Origin of the sequence: Polaribacter sp. IC066, assembly GCF_007997085.1 — a bacterium.
Lineage (GTDB): Bacteria > Bacteroidota > Bacteroidia > Flavobacteriales > Flavobacteriaceae > Polaribacter.
On record NZ_VORR01000039.1, the window covers coordinates 21724 to 39072 of the forward strand.

Genomic DNA, 17349 nt, shown 5'->3' on the forward strand with positions numbered 1-17349 from the left:
CAATAATTACCTTATTATATAGTTTTATTATCTATCTTTAAACAAAATATTGGTTTTAAAAACCAAGAAAGGTGACTTTACACCTCTTTTTTAGATAATTTTTGTATATGATATTAGATAAAATTGATAAAAAACTGATTAACCTACTACAAATCAACAGTAAACAAACCACAAAACAATTGTCTTTACAGTTAAATTTATCTGTAACCGCTGTTTATGAGCGTATAAAAAAGTTAGAGAATCATGGCGTAATTGATAAATATGTAGCCATTGCGAACAAAAAGAAAATCGAAAAATCTTTTTTAGTTTTTTGTCACGTAAAATTGGTGCAACACTCTAAAGAATACGTTACTACTTTTGAACGTGAAATTTTAAAATTAGAGGAGGTTTCTGAATGTTTTCATGTAAGCGGAGATTACGATTATATTTTAAAAATCTACGTAAAAGATATGGATGAATACAGACAGTTTATGGTTACAAAATTAACAGCAATCAAATACATTGGCAGCACACAAAGCACCTTTGCCATAGAAGAAGTGAAAAACACAACGGCTATTGAGCTTTAAAAAAAACCTCAAAAAATAATTTTTTGAGGTTGTTCTTTTAGATTTTTACCAAAACTATTTTCTCTGATTCTTTTTGTACTACTTGACCATAAAAATCTTTTAAAAAGGTATAATATTTTGGTGGTATCATTGCAGCATTAAACTCTAAAATAGACACTGTTTTTATCTTATTACCACCTATAACTACTTGATATTTAAAAACACCTAAATTATCTGGTAGCGCTATTGCTAAAGGCTCTGGTAATGTTTCTACACGATAACCTTTAGGAATTTGAATGGTTACTTTGTTTACATCTCTCCACACAGTAGCAAAATCTACAGGAAATTTTCGATCTTCTAGCTTAAAAGGATTTGTTCTTTTTGTTAAAAATAAAGAAGGTTCTATATACAGTTTATTGCCAATACCTTCTACCAAATCTTCACTAGAAAATTTTACATTTCTAATGATTACCTTGTTTAAAACATCTTGGTTTACAATTTTAAAATCTTCTACTTCTATATTGTTATTTTCCTCATATTTTGCTCTCAATTCTTCGTCCTTAATATGGTTTTTGCTTTTTCTAAAATCTAACGCTTTTAAATTATCATACTTTGTTCTTATAAAACCATTAACCATAAAATCATCAGACACTTTTACCATCACCATATTCTCGGTTGTAGCATGTTCTGATGCGGCTAATTTTACCCAAGAAGACTCTCCATTTTCTGTAACAACTCTTCCGTTCCAGTTTAAATCTCTTTTTGGCAACACATTTGGCATGCTAAAAGGCTCTGTAGCATCTAATAAAACTTGAGAATTATCTGAAAATTGTACGCTAGAAATTACATAATTAAATCCTTTAATCGTAGGAAAAAGTGGTACTCCGTTACCTTTAGAACTCACTAAAACAGGATTGGCGTTTAAGCCTGCTTCTCGTAACATTGCGGTAAGCATAAGGTTAATTTCTGCAGCATTACCCGTATGATCTTCATATGCTTTTTTTACCCCTTGATCGGTGTACTTTCCGTTATATCCGTTCCATTTTACGTTTGATTTTACAAACTGAAAAACTTTAGCCATTTTCTCTACTTCTGATGTAACTCCTGCTAACAAGGCATCTAAATCGTTTTTAAAATAGTTAGTTTTAGATAGTTCACCACCAAAATTGCTAGATTTATAAATCTCTTTAGCTACATTATTCCAGGTTGTAGAATAGTTTTTAAGTCTAGAATTAGGATATCTAGTCCCTGTCATTTCATATTTAACGCCGCCTCTATAACTTCTTACGCTTCCTACAAAGGGTTCGTTATCTTTTAAGGCAGGTATATTTTCTGCTTCGTAACTTGAAATATTATAAGCAAGATTTTGTTTTGTATTCTCATAAGACGTCGATGTAGTATTTCCGCCTCCAGGTGCTCCTCTACTTGTAGTATAATTGTTTTTCGTTCTCACTTTAGTTCTAAAAGTAATACTACCATTTCTTGCCGTCTCAATTGGTTTTACATAGTAATACCCTTTATTTTTTTTAGTAAAAACCAACCATTCTGGAGTTTCTATGGTATACTGTATTTTTTTTACAGGAATACCATGCTGAAACTGTAAATCATCTACATAATCTATAAAAGGAGAAGTCATTGTATATTTAAACTCAATCACAGAACCCTCTTTTAAATTGGGCATGGTTACGTTTTTAATATGCCTAAATTTACTCACCTTTTCATCAAAAACATCATTTTTAGAAAGCTTGTCTTCGTTCATTTTCCCTTTTTCATCAATATTATAGGTATACGCTTTAACACCTGAAATTTTTTCTGATTGGCCGCTCTCTGGGGTTACATAAGGCAATTTAAAAGTAGCATAACCAAAACCTTCTGTGGTGTATAATTTCATCCTAATATGCACTTCGTTTACAATTTCAAACCCAGAATTATTGTTGTAATTATAATAGGTTTTTCTGAATTTATACAAATAAGCAGCATCTGCAGTAGAATCTTGAGGATAAAACTGTTCTTCAATTTCTTCTTTTGATACCTTACCAAACTTATAATTTTGCGCTGTAACCGATCCGAAAATCATAAATACGAGTATTATAATAAAGTTATTTTTCATGATTATTTTTTTGTGAGTGCTATTCTTAAATTTTCTGATTTTGCAATACTTCTTCTAAAACTTCTGTAAGCGTTATACGCTTCTTTAGGATACAGTCCTTCTTTGATTAAAATTGTTTTTTTGTAAGAAAAACTAGTTTCGTTTATTTTTTTAAAACTGATGGTATATTGCCCAAATTTTGTTGCTATTTTTTTATCCGCCGGAATATATTCTAATTGATAAGAGGCAGGAATATTAATGACATAAGCATCTTCGTCTTTATAACCTCTACTAATTTTTAACGGTAAATTTCTAGTTCTATAACGTTTAGGAACAAAACTTTCTTTATTAAATATATTTATTCGAAATAAATAGTCATTTTCATTGATTGCCGCATAACTTCTAATCGAAAGTTCTAAATTTTCTGTAAAGACAACCTTTTCTTTGTCGTTTATCAAACTATGAGAATTTACCTCTAAATTGTTGTTATAGCCCCAAACGTTAGATTTATATGTTTTTATCAACTCTTGTTCCGTTAAATTATCTAAATAAGATTTATCATCATATTGTATCCCTTTAGAAACCCTTTTTAAACTTGCTTTTACATCACCTTTTTCTGTTAGATTAATGGTTGCAGTGCTTGTTTGTAAATTTATCTCGTCTTTGTAAGAAGCAGTTCTTTTGATAAAACCGCCTTCGGGAGTTACAACCAAAACGTCTCTATCATCTGTAAAATCTCCCAAAAAACCAAAAGGTTTGGTTTGACTTGTGCACTCTAACCAAATATCTTCTCCTTTATTTGGGATATTTAAAATGGCATGATTGCCCTGTATAGAAGCAAAATTTGTATCTAAATTTCTTTTTTCTTCCGCATATACAATGTTGTGCTTCATTAAAAAAAATCCAGATATAAAAATGTGGTTTAGGAGAAAAAAAAATATAACATTATTTAATAATCCATTAATATCTGAAATGGATGAAAAAATATGCTCTATTCTGAAAGTAAAACTAATTTCATCTGATTATGAAATACTTGAAAAACTTTCAGAAGAAGAACAAAAGCAAAGCGGAATAAAAACTCTTGAATTATTATCATTATTTGAAAAAGAAAATCAAAAACTAACGAAATTCATCTGTTACAGCTATTCACTTGAATCAAAAATTGAAAAGAAATTAGATAAAGTAAAAAAGGAAGACATAAAAACAGTTGGTTTGAGTAAAGGTTTCAGTATAAGTTATGGAATTTATTATTACTTCTTGAAAAACGAAAAAAAGAATGAACTTTTAAATTATTTATCTAAAAGAAGAATTCCTCAACACGGAAAATTTTATGAAAGACTTGAAAATTATTTTTTCCAATCAAAAGGTGTAATGCTATCTGAATCTTATATTCAATATGCTGGAGGTTATAGTAAAGAAAACGTAAACCAATCAGATATTCAAAAAGCTTTGAATGATTTGAAAATTATGGACAAAGAACACGGAGCATTTTGGATTTCAATGTTGGTAGAAAATGACGAAGAATTCATTACAGAAGTTAATAAAAATCTGAATTTAAGTTTAATATATGGAGAGAATAAGGAAAATCATTATCAAGCAGAAAATTATAGCGAGGTAAAAAACATTTTAGAATTACACATAAAAAAGGACTTTAATAAAATAAATGAGATTCTGAAAAAATAACGAAAGCACAACACCGTATAAAATTAATTGCTGGCTTTTAGCTTATTTACGAAAGTCCAAACGGACTTTCTTGGTTTGTGTTTTATTTACTAAATTAGTCGCTTAAAACACGCAACTAACCTTATACATAAACGTTGCCATTCATTGAAAAACGAACTCAAAATAGAAATATAAACAAAAATTAAAAATATGAAAAAATCAAATTTGAATACCATTCTATTAATTATCATAATTGTATTGTTAATAGTATGTGCATACGGAATTTATTCTCGTCCGACATTAGACGAAATTGACCAAAGAATAATGCATTGGGGACAACATTTCGGACAACACTTTTCTAATTAAATTATTGCTTTAATAGAAATTACGTTGGAATTTTTAGCTTGTTTGCGAAATCGGAATCTGAATTGAAAAACAAAAATCTGAACTGAATGCAGAATTTAGCAATTTACGGAATTCTCACTCAATCGGAATTGAAAAAGTTTGCGGAATAAATCGCTGACCGAATTCACTCAAACGCTGAAAAAAATAAAAACGGAATTTAGCCGAATAATTAAAAATCTGAATAAAAACAACGAAATAGCAACACCGTATAAAAATAATTGCGGTTTAGTGCTTAATCAAAGGTCGTTGCGTGTTTGTAACGTCTGATTTTCCTTCGGAAAATCCTCGCATACAAAACCGCAACTATTCTTATACATAAAGGGTATAATAAGAAGTTACACCAACAACCTCTAACAATGCTTTTGTATAATTTGTTAGCCCTTTACAATCGCCATAACCAACCTTATCTACTTGGTTTGCTGTAATGGGTTCCCAGCCACCAATACCAACTTGAACGCTAATATAACGGGTTTTGTTTTGCATAAACTGGTATACTATTTTTGCTTTTTCTATTGGGCTTTTGGCATCTTTAACTAAATCTACTATTTTAGTTTTAGTAGCTTCATTAATAATATCTCTACCTTCAATAAGCGCTGTATGCATCCATTGACCAAATTCTTGCCAATTGGTAGCTTCTCCATAAACACCTTTTAAATAAAACGTATTCAGTGCTACTTTTACTTTTGGTAAAATATCTCTTGGCGAGCGTGCACTATGCTCATATTCAAATGCTTTCTGATTTTTTAACACATACTGAAGCCCTGTGTCTGAATCCTTTTTTTCGATATTAAAATCAGTGAAATTTGTTTCTTTTTTTCGCCAAGCAATCCCTGTTGGATTGTTTATTTTATAGGTGCTTTTTTCTACTGAAACATAATAGCCATTTACAGGAAACCACCACGGAATAAAACCTGTTGTAGCTGTTTTATATTCAGATTCAAAAACCAAAGTATACGGATATCCTATTGGCGTATACTCTATATATTTTACTCTAGCGTCTGAGTATAAAGTTCCGCCAGACACCGCACTTACATCTAAAAAATCTCTCGCCTTATACTTTTTAATTTCATTGCCAAAAGCATCATAAATATATGCCGACAGTTTGGTTATTTTTGTATCGTTATTATACCGCGCAGAAATAATTGCATCGCTATTGCCAAGCTTGTTTAAAACAGTAACAACCTCTCTATTATAAACAACCATGCTATTTACAGCTTCAATAGTAATTTCTCTAGAATTGTTTCTAACAACCGCATTTGCATCCTCTTTTAAATCAGCAGGAATTAAAAATGCTGCATATACTGTTTTTTGAGAAAAACAGCATATAGAAAAGAATAAGAAATAAACAAATAAGGGAATTTTTTTATACATACAATCTTTTTAACTAGCACTGCAATGTAAAAAAGAAAAACCCAAAACTAAAAAAGTTTTGGGTTTAAATTAACATTAAATGCTACATAGCATTTGTTCTATTTTTTATTTGCGTGTGAACCATCACAATAACCATCTGGGTCTGATGTATTTCCACATCCACAAGGTCTTTGAGCTTTATTAGATTTCATGTTTTTTATAATTTTAGATTAATTTATTTTTGGAAGCTTTTAAAGCTTTATGAATTATGCTTTTGTTTTAACTACGAAAGACATTTCAATTAAATCATCGATAAATTTATCTTTTAACTCTTCTATAGAAAAGAAGCTTTTAGATTTATATTGAATATTAAATTCTGCTCTGTTTATATTAAAATTATCGCTTTTTAACGTTGTAATGCCGTCTTCCATCATAATTGTAGCAGGAATTGTGATGCTTTTAGTAACGTCTTTTACTGTTAAATTTCCCGTAATATCTACCTTTCCGTTCTTCCCTTCTACTTTGGTAATTGTAAATTTAGAGCCTGGGTAGGTAGTAACGTCAAAAAAGTCTGGACTGCTTAAATGCCCCACCAATTTTCCGTTTCCTTCCTCGTCTGCCGGAATGTCTAATACTTTTATTGAAGTCATATCAAATGTGAACTGTCCTCCGATTAAAACACCATTTTCGACCAATAATCCTCCTTTTTGAATCGCTACATCTCCATTATGTGCGCCTCCAGGTTTTGTTCCTTTCCATGTTAAAACAGACTCCGCTATATTTACATTGTCTAATTCTGAAACATTTACATCAACTACTTTTGCTTTTTCTGTTTCAACTGCAGCCTTTTTTTCGCCTTTACAGCCTGTTAAAACTGATGCAGCAAGTACTAAAGATAAAATTATTTTTTTCATACTATTGTTCTTTTTATTAATTGTTTTTATGATTTTGAAGTACAAAGATACAATCAATTTATTTTCCTTGGAAAATATTTTTTACTTTTTTAATAAAAAATTAATCACATGCGCTGCCGCTTGCAAACCAAAGGCCGCTGGCATATAACTGATTGTACCATAATACGATTTTTTAAAATTAGTACCATCTGTAATTTTTACACTTTTAGAAATTTGCATTTCTTCAGAATAAACTGCTTTCACTCCTTTATTTACTTTACGCTCTTTTAACCTTTTTCTTAAAACTCTTGCCATTGTACAATTCTTTGTATTGGCAATATCTTTTATCTTTATTTTGGTTACATCTAACTTGCCACCAGCTCCCATAGAAGAAATTATTTTTACTTTTTTTCTTCTTGCCGCAACTATCAAATTTACTTTTGGCGTAATACTGTCGATACAATCTAGCACATAATCGAACTCTTTTGACACAATTTCATACGCTCTGTCTGGAGATAAAAACTCTTCTAAAACAGTCAATTCTATTTCTTTGTTGATGTCTTTTAATCTTGCTGCTAAAACCTTTGCTTTCGATTTTCCTAGAGTAGAGTCTAACGCTGGTAATTGTCTGTTTTTATTGGTTTCATCAAAAAAATCGCCATCTACAAGCGTCATTTTTTGCACACCTGATCTTGCAATAAATTCTGCTGCATAAGAGCCAACACCGCCCAAACCAACGACTAAAATATTCGCTTTTTGTAGCTTCTCTATTCCTTCTTTTTCAACTAGTAATTCTGTGCGTTCTAACCAACTCATCCTTTAAAAATACGTTTAAAATTCTGTGCTATTTTTTGTTGAAGCTCTTTAACTTCTATTTTTTTTATAACTGCAACTTTCTGATAAATTTCTTGAATTTTAAGATCTGTATTATCATCTGTTTCTAGTAACATATTCTCTAACGGAATCTCTAAAACTACTTCTTGTAATTTTTTATGGCTGATGATTGCCGCTCCGAAAGATACTACAATTCCGTTTTTCAATAAACTTTGTGCAAGTTGTAGATTCTTATTAAACCCGTGTAAAACCCATTGCTGCATAGGTTTTATCTCTTTTTTTAAGCTGATAATTTCTTGATGTGCTTTTACACAATGAATCATTAATGGTTTCTGATATTTTTCTGATAACGCAATCTGTTTTCTAAACACAGACTTCTGAACATCAAAATCTACTTTTGTAATGGTATCCAAACCACATTCTCCTAAAGCAAAGCAATTTTTGTGTTGTAATTTAAGTTCAACCCTTAAAAGTTCTTCTTCAACTTTTTCTCTGTTGATATACCAAGGATGCAACCCAATTGAAAAAGAATGTGAAAAATCTATTGAATTTGGATATGTATTTAAAATTGAAACTACATTTTTATCCGAAGAAATAATATGTGTATGAACATCAAAATACTTCACTAACAACTACTCTTTATTTTTTGAATCAATGATAATAGTAACGGGTCCTTCGTTTAAGAGTTCCACTTTCATATCTGCACCAAATTTACCAGTTTGTACTTTTGTATTGGTTTCTTTTTCAAGTGATCTAACAAAGTTTTCATATAACGGAATGGCAGTTTTTGGTTTTGCCGCCTTTATATAACTTGGCCTGTTTCCTTTTTTGGTTGCTGCTTGCAAGGTAAACTGACTTACTACAATTACTTCTCCTTCGATATCTTTTAGTGATAAATTCATTACTTTATCTTCATCATTAAAAATGCGCAGGTTTGCAATTTTTCGCACTAAAAAATCAATATCATCTTGTGCATCTTCATTTACAATTCCTATTAAAACTAGCAATCCTTTTTCTATGGATGCTACTTTTAGTTCATTGATTGTTACGCTTGCTTTTGAAACTCTCTGGATAACAATTTTCATGAGAAGACCATCCTTAATCCTTCGCAAAGGCGAAGAAACTCGTACTCTTTATGAATGCTCATGATAGCTATTTCTTAATTCAAAATATAATTAATGTCGTTTTTCATCTTTAGAGAAATGTCTGAAAGACAAAAAGCCTAGTTATCCTCTTCTTCATCCCAAATATCAGTTCTAAAATGTTCTTTTTCCTCATCTCCGCTTAAAATTTGCAAATAACTTTTATAACGAGACCAAGAAACTTTATCCTCTTCTAAAGCATCTTTTACAGCACAATGTGGTTCTTTGTTATGAATACAGTTATTGAATTTACAGTCTTGTTTCAGCGCAAAAAATTCCGGAAAATAATCTCCCAATTCGTATTTATCGATATCTACAACCCCAAAACCTTTAATTCCTGGAGTGTCTATAATTCTAGCATCAAAACTTAAATCGAACATTTCTGCAAAAGTTGTTGTGTGCTTTCCTTGCATGTGTTGTTCAGAAATTTCTTTGGTCTTTAAATTTAAAGAAGGCTCTATTGCATTAACTAAAGTAGATTTACCAACGCCAGAATGCCCAACAAACATCGATGTTTTACCAGTCATTATTTCTTTAACGGTCTCTACATTTTTATTTTGAGTAGAAGAAACCTCTACACATCTATAACCAATGGCTTCGTAAATATCTTTTAAATATAGAATCTCCGCACGCTCTTCTAACTCGTAAGAATCTATTTTATTAAAAATAAGAATTGTTTCTATTCTATACGCTCTTGTTGAAACTAAAAAACGATCTATAAAGGTTGTAAATGTTGGCGGATTATTAATAGTAATCAGCAAGAAAACCTGATCTATATTCGCCGCAATTATATGAATTTGTTTAGAGAGATTTACCGATTTTCTGACAATAAAATTATCTCGATCTAAAATCTTTTTGATGACACCTGTTTCTTCGTCTCCTTTTTTTTCTAAATCGAAAACAACTTTATCGCCAACCGCAATAGGGTTAGTACTTTTGATGTCTGCAATTCTAAACTTTCCTTTCATTCTACATTTATGAAATTCTCCGTCATTAGACTTTACTTGATACCAACTTCCTGTAGATTTATATACGATTCCGATCATTGTTACAAAGATGCAGAATTTTACTTAAATATTAGAATGTCAATTCGAGTGTTTTTCATTTTTATGAGAAAATTATGTCGAAAACTTTTAGTTTTAACTAAAACTTCTCCATCCAAAATTTCTGAAAAAGAAATTTTACTCGAAGTGACAGTTTGAATAAAAAAAAAGACCTCACAGGTTTTAAAAACCTGTGAGGTCTTAATATTCTAAAAGTTAGCGAATAGAACTTCCTTTTTAAGTTTGCGCTGCGCGTTAAGAATTGAGCAATTGTTTTAGCTCTCAAGCTTTTTGGCCTGAAGCGGGTGCCTTTCGACTTCGCCCGAGATAAACTCAGCCTGACCAAGCTTTTTTGCTTGGTAACGCCAAAAAAAAACCATAAATTCACAAATAATTAGTGAATTTATGGCTAAAATTTAATGAACAATCTCGATGCTGAACTATCGAGGCATCAAAAAGGAATATCCTTTTAATATTTCTAAGCAGAGCGTCGAGGTATTAAACCCAAGATTCCGCTAAAAAGCGGGATTAGTTCAACTTACAATTTTGAATTCATAGCTTCGCTATTTTTCAAAATTAAGTTTCACTAATAACAGCTACTGAAACAAGTTCAGCATAATAATAAAAATAGTATAAGATTATTATCCGTTAATCACCTTTTCTTGATGATTAATAGATTCTTGGTGAATTGCCTTGAACATTTTCAATACAAATTCTTCACTTAAACCTTTACTTTCGCCTTCTAAAATCATATTTCCAAGAATCTCGTTCCAACGTTTAGATTGCAAAACGGCTACGTTTTTCTCTTTCTTTAAGCCACCAATTTGATCAGCAACTTTCATACGTTTTCCTAATAGATCTATTAACTGACCATCAACTACGTTAATTTGAGCACGTAAATTATCTAAAGATTTTGTGTAATCTTCTTCTGTATTACTCTCTTTTCTGATTTTTAAATCCTCCATAATTTGCTTCAACTTTGTTGGTGTAACTTGCTGTGCAGCATCACTCCAAGCATTTTCTGGATCAACGTGAGTTTCGATCATTAAACCATCAAAATTTAAATCTAAAGCAGTTTGAGAAACATCAAAGATCATTTCTCTATTTCCTGTAATATGAGATGGATCGTTAATTAATGGTAAATCTGGAAATCTATTTTGAAATTCAATAGCTATTTGCCATTCTGGAATATTTCTGTATTTCGTTTTTTCATAGGTAGAAAACCCTCTGTGAATTGCTCCTAAATTCTTGATTCCTGCAGTGTATAATCTTTCAATACCTCCTAACCACAAAGCTAAATCTGGATTTACAGGATTTTTAACCAATACAATTTTGTCTGTTCCTGCCAAAGCATCTGCAATTTCTTGCATAATAAAAGGCGATACTGTAGAACGTGCGCCAATCCATAATAAATCTACATCATTATCAATTGCTAATTTTACATGTGCTGCATTTGCAACTTCTGTACAGGTTTTCATGCCTGTTTGCTCTTTTACCTTTTTTAACCATCTTAAACCAATTTCGCCAACACCCTCAAACATACCGGGTCTTGTTCTTGGTTTCCAAATTCCTGCTCTAAAATAATTTACATCAGAATCTTTTAACTCGTGCGCAATTTTTAAAACTTGTTCTTCAGTTTCTGCACTACAGGGCCCTGCTATTACTAGAGGATGCTCTAAATTCATATCATCCAACCATGTTCTTAATTCTTTTGTATTCTCCATTTTTCTACTTGTTTTGGCGCTTACTTTATGCCGTTTAAAATTTGTTTTATATAATTTGTATTCTCCATTTCGTTAAAAATTTCAGAGAAATTATCTTGTTCCATCAACTCTTTAAAATGCTTTAAATTGTTGATATATTCTTCTAACGTTTCAATAACGTTTTCTTTATTTTGTTTAAAAATTGGCGTCCACATTGCTGGCGAACTTTTTGCCAAACGAACTGTTGATTCAAATCCAGAACCTGCCATATCGAAAATATCACGTTCATTTTTTTCTTTGTTGATAACCGTTTTGCCCAACATAAATGCACTGATGTGCGATAAATGCGAAACATACGCAATGTGTTTATCATGAGAAACAGGATCCATATACCGAATACGCATTCCAATGTCTGTAAAAAGCTTTAACGCTTTTTCTTGCAGCTTAAAAGTTGTCTTTTCTACTTCACATATAATATTTGTTTTCCCAACGTATAAGCCAGAAATAGCGGCTGTTGGTCCAGATTTTTCTGTTCCTGCAATCGGGTGACATGCTAAAAAATTTCTTCTTTTTGGATGATGTTCAACTGCTTTACAAATTGCTTCTTTTGTAGAACCGGCATCCACAACCAAACCTGTTTCAGAAATTTTATCTAAAATAGTTGGTAGTAATTTTACAGTAGCATCAACCGGAATTGATACAATTACTAGATCTGCATTTTTAATATCCTCTAGCGTTGCTTTTTCTTGAATTACACCTAATTCTTTTGCTTCATTTAAGTTATTTTCATCGATATCAATTCCGTGAATTATAACTTCTGGATGGTGTTTTTTAATGTCAATAGCAAAACTACCGCCAATTAAACCAACCCCAATCATGTATATATTTTTCATTTATTTCTTTTTGGCTTTTAACTTTTAGCTTCTGGCGATTAGCTAGTGGCTTAAAAACTTGTAAATCTAATTTTATCTTTTTGATTCAAAATATTACCTATTGCAACGCTACATAAAAGACCAATTCCACTTCCTAAACCTGTATTTTCCATTAAACTTACAAGGACAACTCCAAACAGTAAACCGAAAACAGTTCTTTTTGCTTCATTATTATTTTTCATTCCTTTTCTTATTTGCTTTTAGCGATTAGCCAATAGCAATACGCCTAAAATCTATAGCTTACTGCTTACAGCCTTTTTATCGCTTCTTGAATTATCTCTGTCGTTACACATAACGAAAAACGAATATATCCTTCTCCTTGACTCCCAAAAATAGTTCCTGGAGTTATAAAAATATCTTTATCGTATAAAATTGCATCTGTAACTTCTTCAGATTTTTTTCCTTCAGGGATTTTTGCCCAAACAAATAATCCTGTAGAATTTTTATCATAAGTACAATTCAATTTATCTGCCAATTGCCAAATTAAATTTCTGCGTTCTTTGTAAATTTTGTCTTGCGCCGTAAACCAATCATTAGATAATTCTAGAGCTTCTATGGCGCCTTTTTGAATTCCGTAAAACATACCAGAATCCATATTACTTTTTACTTTTAATATCTCGTTGATAAAATTAGCGTTTCCTAAAACCATACCAACGCGCCAACCCGCCATGTTAAACGTTTTGCTTAAAGAGTTTAGTTCTAAAGCAATCTCTTTTGAGCCCTCTACCTGTAAAATACTAATTGGGTGCTCGTTTAAGATAAAACTATACGGATTGTCATTAATGATTAAAATTTGATGCTTTTTACCGAATTCCACCAACTTTTTAAACGTTTCTAACGTTGCGTTAGTTCCTGTTGGCATGTGCGGATAATTTACCCACATTATTTTTACATCCGTTAAATCTTGACTTTCTAATTCCTCAAAATTTGGTTTCCAATCGTTATCAGCACTTAAGTCATAAAATAAAGGTTCTGCGCCAACTAATTTCGTTACTGAAGTATAGGTTGGGTATCCTGGATTCGGAATTAAAACTTTATCACCATCATTTAAAAAAGCCATAGAGATGTGCATAATGCCCTCTTTGCTTCCCATTAAAGGCAACACCTCATCTTCTGGATTTGAATCTACAGAAAACTTGCTTTTATAGAAGTTAGAAATTGCGTTTCTTAATTCGGGCAAACCCTGATAAGACTGATATTTATGCGCAGCTGCATCACTTAAACTTCCTTGAATTGCTTCAATTACTTTTACTGGTGGTTGTAAATCTGGAGAACCAATTCCCATGTTGATAATTGGTTTTCCGGCAGCCATCAAACCCCTAACTTCTCTTAATTTTTTAGAGAAATAGTATTCTTGAACTGTGTCTAATCTTTTTGCAGGTTGTATCATAATTTTATACATAATAAGACTCTAAAACATACTGAAACTAGTTCAGCATAAAAGTTCAGAGTGACTTCGTCATTTTCTTCCATTTTTATAAGCTCCTAAAATCTTAAATTCTTCGGCCATTATTTCTATAATTGTAATCGCTTTTTGATATTCTTGATACTCATCAAACGTAACATCTACAAAAAAAGAATATTTCCAGGGTGTTTCTATCACTGGCAACGATTGTATTTTAGTGAGGTTCATTTTACAATCACTCAACACATTTAAAATTGCTGCTAAACTTCCTCTTTTATGATTTAATTGAAACTTTAAAGAGGCTTTATTGATTTGATCAATACCGTTAAGAGGTACAGTTGTTTCTACAATTACAAATCGTGTTGAATTATCTTTAATGGTCTGAATTCCGTCTTCTAAAATTGCTAAATCAAAAATTTCTGCGGCTATTTTTGGAGCGATTGCTGCAATGCCTGCTAAACTTTCTTTTGCTATTCTTTTTGCTACTTCTGCAGTATCTACATCTTCTACTAATTTTATATGAGGATATTTCTTAAAAAATTCTTTGCATTGTAATAATGCCATCGGATGCGACCAAACTTCTTTAATATCTTTAATATCTTGACCTTTTAAAGCCATGAGATGATGATGAATATTTAAATATTGTTCTCCTGTAATTTGCAAGTTGTTCTTATCTATTAACGCATAGTTAGGAATAATAGAACCTGCAATGGTATTTTCTAAAGCCATAACGCCATGCGTAGCAGAAGTATCTAACAAACTATCTACCAAAGCATCAAAAGACATGCATTCTTTTAATTGTATAGCTGTTCCGTAAAAGTCGCGTGCAACTTTATGATGATTTGAGCCCTCTGCTCCTTGTATAGCGATAATTTTATTCATTACTTACATTTCATATCAAAAAAAAAGCCTCGAAGTAAATTCGAGACTTTTTATATTTTTAATGTTTTTTAACAACACGATACAAAGCCTCTTCTTTTATTGTAAAAATAAAAGTAAAAGAAGAAACGAGTATAATTGTTATTTACCATTTTAGTGTGCTTCGTTTAAAAAGCAAAGCTAGAGAATAAATTCAGATATACCAATATTATCAAGAAAGTTTCATGAAATTTATGAAATCTGCAAAATCAATGCTTTTCATTGTATAATAGTTAAAAAAAAGAGTGTTTTCCTTATAATTTTACAAACCTTTTGTAAGACTGGCTTTCGCCGTCTGAAATTCTAATCGTATACACCCCGCTTGGCAAATTTTCTATCGCTATTTTATTAGTGCTTTTAGCTGTAGTGACCTTTTGACCTCTAGAATTATAAATAGAAGCGCTTACTGAAACCTCACTTTCTTCTAAAGAAATGTATTGTTTTGCCGGACTGGGATATACCTTAATTTTGTCAATAACCGTTTTACAATTTAAGCCGTCGTCTGCAATTGTCCAGTTATACGTATCTTTTATATTTTGCATGGCATTTTACCCAAACAATAATTTACGCCTTTTGCACCCAGTGTTACCTCTGGCTGTAATTTTAAATTAGACCAACCTTTTAAAATAGCATCATAACTTTCGGTAGATAATCTAGAATGATCAAACATTTCTTTCATATTTTCTACATTCGTCACATCCCACGAGCTAATATCTTGATCAAAAGATTTTGCGTCCCAAAACATCGCAAACATATCAATTACTTGCTCTACATCCCAATCACTAATATCTTGATTAAAGGCAGCTGCCTCGTAGAACATCGCATTCATATCAACTACATTTTTTACATCCCAATCACTAATATCTTGGTTAAAAGAAATTGCTCTGTTAAACATACTTTGCATATCATCTACATTACCAACATCCCAACCACCAATATCTTGATTAAAAGCAGATGCCGACTCAAACATAAAACGCATATCAACCACTTTACTTACATCCCAATCGCTAATATCTTGGTTAAAAGAGGTAGCATTATAAAACATGGCATACATAATAATGGTTTTCTGACTCACGTTCCACGTACTAATATTTTGATTAAAAGAAGAGGCACCGTCAAACATACCGTACATAGAAATTACATTACTTATATCCCAATCGCTAATATCTGTATTAAACTTTTTTTTATGCTTAAAAGCTTTATTCATGTACGTTACCTGACTCACGTCCCAATTTGGCATTGCACCATACTTGCTATTACTGCATAATCCGTTTACAGGATTAGATACTAAACAAGCATCAATAGCTATTTGAAAATTAGCATTATTAAGTACTGTTTGAGAGCACATTGCTAGTGATATAAAGTAAATAAGAAAAGTAATTTTTTTCATGCTATTTCTTTTGGCTGAAATTTATAGCTATTATTTGTAATAGCTATTAAGGATGTATAATAACGCCTATCTATTCAGGGTAGACAGTTGACACAGTATTTTATTTAAAATTAAATTGCTATGAAACAAGAAATAAAACAATTGAAAAATTGTCTGCTTTTATTCAATGAAGTTCACTTTCTGATTATAAAACCAACCGTTACTATAAGGATTATTTTCAGTATAAGATGTGTTTTTCTATAATCTAGAATAAAGATACGTAAACAATTTTTCAAAGCAATGGCAAAACACAAATCATCTTACTCAAAATTTTAAATCGTTCTGGCTTTAGCTTTATTTGATTCCAAAAAACTGATTATAAATAAGTTACTGTCATTTAAATGCTTTAAATAATGGTTTATCAATAAAGCTATATTTTAAGGCGCTACCAAGTTAATTCTTTGTCTCGTTTAATAAGTGTAATTTTCGATTTCCTATTTTTTTCTAAAAACAATTTGCCCTGCGGATGTAAATTTGAAATAATCGAAAATTTTTGGATAGTACGCAAATATGCTTCTATAAACTCAAAAAGACATTTTTGAATTTTATTTTTTTTCGTGACTTTCTAAAGTTAAATTATCGTTACACCCATTAATGCTCAAATAAAAATATTTTTAATTTGATGAAGTCTGTTATGCCAAATAGAACCTTAATATGGGGCAAAAAGGGATTGACCATCCAAAACCGGAATTGTGAAAGTTGCAACCGAAATAAAAGAAAAGGTAAACAGAACTGCAAAAATAGAAAGAGTAAAGTATTAATATTAAATCCTCAAGTTTCGCAGGTCACTACCCCTTGAAAACAAAGAGAAAAGGAATAAAAAAAGTAGCATTTTTATTCCTTTAAGTTTCTAAATTTCAGTACCTTAAAAGTGTAATTCCAATACGCTAAAAATGCTACATACCAAAGATATTAAAAATTTATCAGAACTTAGTGCTACTTTTTGTGATACCCATAAAAAGTCAGAATTTTTCACCAACTATGTGTCGATATTAAAAT

General features: G+C 31.1%; 17 protein-coding genes. 2 read left to right on the plus strand and 15 right to left on the minus strand.

Annotation, left to right across the window (positions count from 1 at the left end):
* Positions 1–107: 107 nt before the first annotated feature.
* Complete coding sequence (locus ES044_RS13010) at positions 108–566, plus strand: Lrp/AsnC family transcriptional regulator (protein ID WP_189663294.1); 459 nt, start codon at positions 108–110, stop codon at positions 564–566.
* Between the two features lie 37 nt (positions 567–603).
* Here the strand turns inward: ES044_RS13010 and ES044_RS13015 are convergent, their stop codons facing one another.
* Together ES044_RS13015 and ES044_RS13020 are read right to left on the minus strand one after the other, a co-directional pair.
* Positions 604–2655, minus strand: a complete 2052-nt coding sequence (locus ES044_RS13015) for a DUF3857 domain-containing protein (protein ID WP_223269209.1) — start codon at positions 2653–2655, stop codon at positions 604–606.
* 2 nt (positions 2656–2657) lie between these two features.
* Positions 2658–3527 carry a DUF3858 domain-containing protein gene (locus tag ES044_RS13020; RefSeq protein ID WP_147119873.1) on the minus strand — a complete coding sequence of 290 codons (870 nt, stop codon included), beginning with the start codon at positions 3525–3527 and terminating at the stop codon, positions 2658–2660.
* Between the two features lie 79 nt (positions 3528–3606).
* Between ES044_RS13020 and ES044_RS13025 the strand changes: the two genes are divergently transcribed.
* The gene (locus tag ES044_RS13025) at positions 3607–4317 is read left to right on the plus strand and encodes a hypothetical protein (protein ID WP_147119874.1); all 711 of its coding nucleotides are present in this window, start codon (positions 3607–3609) and stop codon (positions 4315–4317) included.
* A gap of 693 nt (positions 4318–5010) precedes the next feature.
* Here the strand turns inward: ES044_RS13025 and ES044_RS13030 are convergent.
* The 13 genes from ES044_RS13030 to ES044_RS13085 form a co-directional block, all read right to left on the minus strand.
* On the minus strand, positions 5011–6072 hold the full coding sequence (locus tag ES044_RS13030; protein ID WP_223269210.1) for a DUF3857 domain-containing protein: 1062 nt from the start codon (positions 6070–6072) through the stop codon (positions 5011–5013).
* Positions 6073–6317: 245 nt separating this feature from the next.
* Complete coding sequence (locus ES044_RS13035; RefSeq protein WP_147119875.1) at positions 6318–6965, minus strand: YceI family protein; 648 nt, start codon at positions 6963–6965, stop codon at positions 6318–6320.
* An 81-nt stretch (positions 6966–7046) separates the two neighbouring features.
* A complete protein-coding gene (locus ES044_RS13040) occupies positions 7047–7760 on the minus strand; it encodes a ThiF family adenylyltransferase (protein WP_147119876.1) in 714 nt (237 codons plus the stop codon).
* Positions 7757–8404: a TatD family hydrolase gene (locus ES044_RS13045; protein WP_223269211.1), complete on the minus strand. Its 648-nt coding sequence runs from the start codon at positions 8402–8404 to the stop codon at positions 7757–7759. The genes ES044_RS13040 and ES044_RS13045 overlap by 4 nt, the downstream gene beginning before the upstream one ends.
* A 6-nt stretch (positions 8405–8410) precedes the next feature.
* Positions 8411–8863 (minus strand): D-aminoacyl-tRNA deacylase, encoded by a 453-nt coding sequence (dtd, locus tag ES044_RS13050; RefSeq protein WP_147119878.1) that lies wholly within the window; start codon positions 8861–8863, stop codon positions 8411–8413.
* A 137-nt stretch (positions 8864–9000) separates the two neighbouring features.
* Positions 9001–9966, minus strand: coding sequence for a ribosome small subunit-dependent GTPase A (gene rsgA, locus ES044_RS13055; protein ID WP_147119879.1), 966 nt, complete (start codon positions 9964–9966; stop codon positions 9001–9003).
* A gap of 638 nt (positions 9967–10604) precedes the next feature.
* Complete coding sequence (locus ES044_RS13060; RefSeq protein ID WP_147119880.1) at positions 10605–11687, minus strand: bifunctional 3-deoxy-7-phosphoheptulonate synthase/chorismate mutase type II; 1083 nt, start codon at positions 11685–11687, stop codon at positions 10605–10607.
* Positions 11688–11707: 20 nt separating this feature from the next.
* Entirely contained in the window at positions 11708–12559 is an 852-nt protein-coding gene (locus ES044_RS13065; RefSeq protein WP_147119881.1) for a prephenate dehydrogenase, read from the minus strand.
* A gap of 50 nt (positions 12560–12609) precedes the next feature.
* Positions 12610–12780, minus strand: a complete 171-nt coding sequence (locus ES044_RS18580) for a hypothetical protein (protein WP_189663295.1) — start codon at positions 12778–12780, stop codon at positions 12610–12612.
* A 65-nt stretch (positions 12781–12845) separates the two neighbouring features.
* The gene (locus ES044_RS13070; protein WP_147119882.1) at positions 12846–13988 is read right to left on the minus strand and encodes a pyridoxal phosphate-dependent aminotransferase; all 1143 of its coding nucleotides are present in this window, start codon (positions 13986–13988) and stop codon (positions 12846–12848) included.
* A gap of 69 nt (positions 13989–14057) precedes the next feature.
* The gene (locus ES044_RS13075; protein ID WP_147119883.1) at positions 14058–14885 is read right to left on the minus strand and encodes a prephenate dehydratase; all 828 of its coding nucleotides are present in this window, start codon (positions 14883–14885) and stop codon (positions 14058–14060) included.
* Between the two features lie 290 nt (positions 14886–15175).
* Positions 15176–15463, minus strand: a complete 288-nt coding sequence (locus ES044_RS13080) for a T9SS type A sorting domain-containing protein (RefSeq protein ID WP_147119884.1) — start codon at positions 15461–15463, stop codon at positions 15176–15178.
* Entirely contained in the window at positions 15451–16311 is an 861-nt protein-coding gene (locus ES044_RS13085) for a BspA family leucine-rich repeat surface protein (RefSeq protein ID WP_147119885.1), read from the minus strand. Before ES044_RS13085 ends, ES044_RS13080 begins: the two co-directional genes overlap by 13 nt.
* Between the last annotated feature and the right edge of the window lie 1038 nt (positions 16312–17349).

Bases quoted from the DNA above. Each gene is read 5' to 3' on its own strand.
- dtd (WP_147119878.1), bottom strand. From the start codon at position 8,863: ATGAAAATTGTTATCCAGAGAGTTTCAAAAGCAAGCGTAACAATCAAT.
- ES044_RS13025 (WP_147119874.1), top strand. From the start codon at position 3,607: ATGGATGAAAAAATATGCTCTATTCTGAAAGTAAAACTAATTTCATCT.
- ES044_RS13085 (WP_147119885.1), bottom strand. From the start codon at position 16,311: ATGAAAAAAATTACTTTTCTTATTTACTTTATATCACTAGCAATGTGC.
- ES044_RS13020 (WP_147119873.1), bottom strand. From the start codon at position 3,527: ATGAAGCACAACATTGTATATGCGGAAGAAAAAAGAAATTTAGATACA.
- ES044_RS13065 (WP_147119881.1), bottom strand. From the start codon at position 12,559: ATGAAAAATATATACATGATTGGGGTTGGTTTAATTGGCGGTAGTTTT.
- ES044_RS13060 (WP_147119880.1), bottom strand. From the start codon at position 11,687: ATGGAGAATACAAAAGAATTAAGAACATGGTTGGATGATATGAATTTA.
- ES044_RS13040 (WP_147119876.1), bottom strand. From the start codon at position 7,760: ATGAGTTGGTTAGAACGCACAGAATTACTAGTTGAAAAAGAAGGAATA.
- ES044_RS13035 (WP_147119875.1), bottom strand. From the start codon at position 6,965: ATGAAAAAAATAATTTTATCTTTAGTACTTGCTGCATCAGTTTTAACA.
- ES044_RS18580 (WP_189663295.1), bottom strand. From the start codon at position 12,780: ATGAAAAATAATAATGAAGCAAAAAGAACTGTTTTCGGTTTACTGTTT.
- ES044_RS13030 (WP_223269210.1), bottom strand. From the start codon at position 6,072: ATGTATAAAAAAATTCCCTTATTTGTTTATTTCTTATTCTTTTCTATA.
- ES044_RS13075 (WP_147119883.1), bottom strand. From the start codon at position 14,885: ATGAATAAAATTATCGCTATACAAGGAGCAGAGGGCTCAAATCATCAT.
- ES044_RS13070 (WP_147119882.1), bottom strand. From the start codon at position 13,988: ATGATACAACCTGCAAAAAGATTAGACACAGTTCAAGAATACTATTTC.
- ES044_RS13015 (WP_223269209.1), bottom strand. From the start codon at position 2,655: ATGAAAAATAACTTTATTATAATACTCGTATTTATGATTTTCGGATCG.
- rsgA (WP_147119879.1), bottom strand. From the start codon at position 9,966: ATGATCGGAATCGTATATAAATCTACAGGAAGTTGGTATCAAGTAAAG.
- ES044_RS13080 (WP_147119884.1), bottom strand. From the start codon at position 15,463: ATGCAAAATATAAAAGATACGTATAACTGGACAATTGCAGACGACGGC.
- ES044_RS13010 (WP_189663294.1), top strand. From the start codon at position 108: ATGATATTAGATAAAATTGATAAAAAACTGATTAACCTACTACAAATC.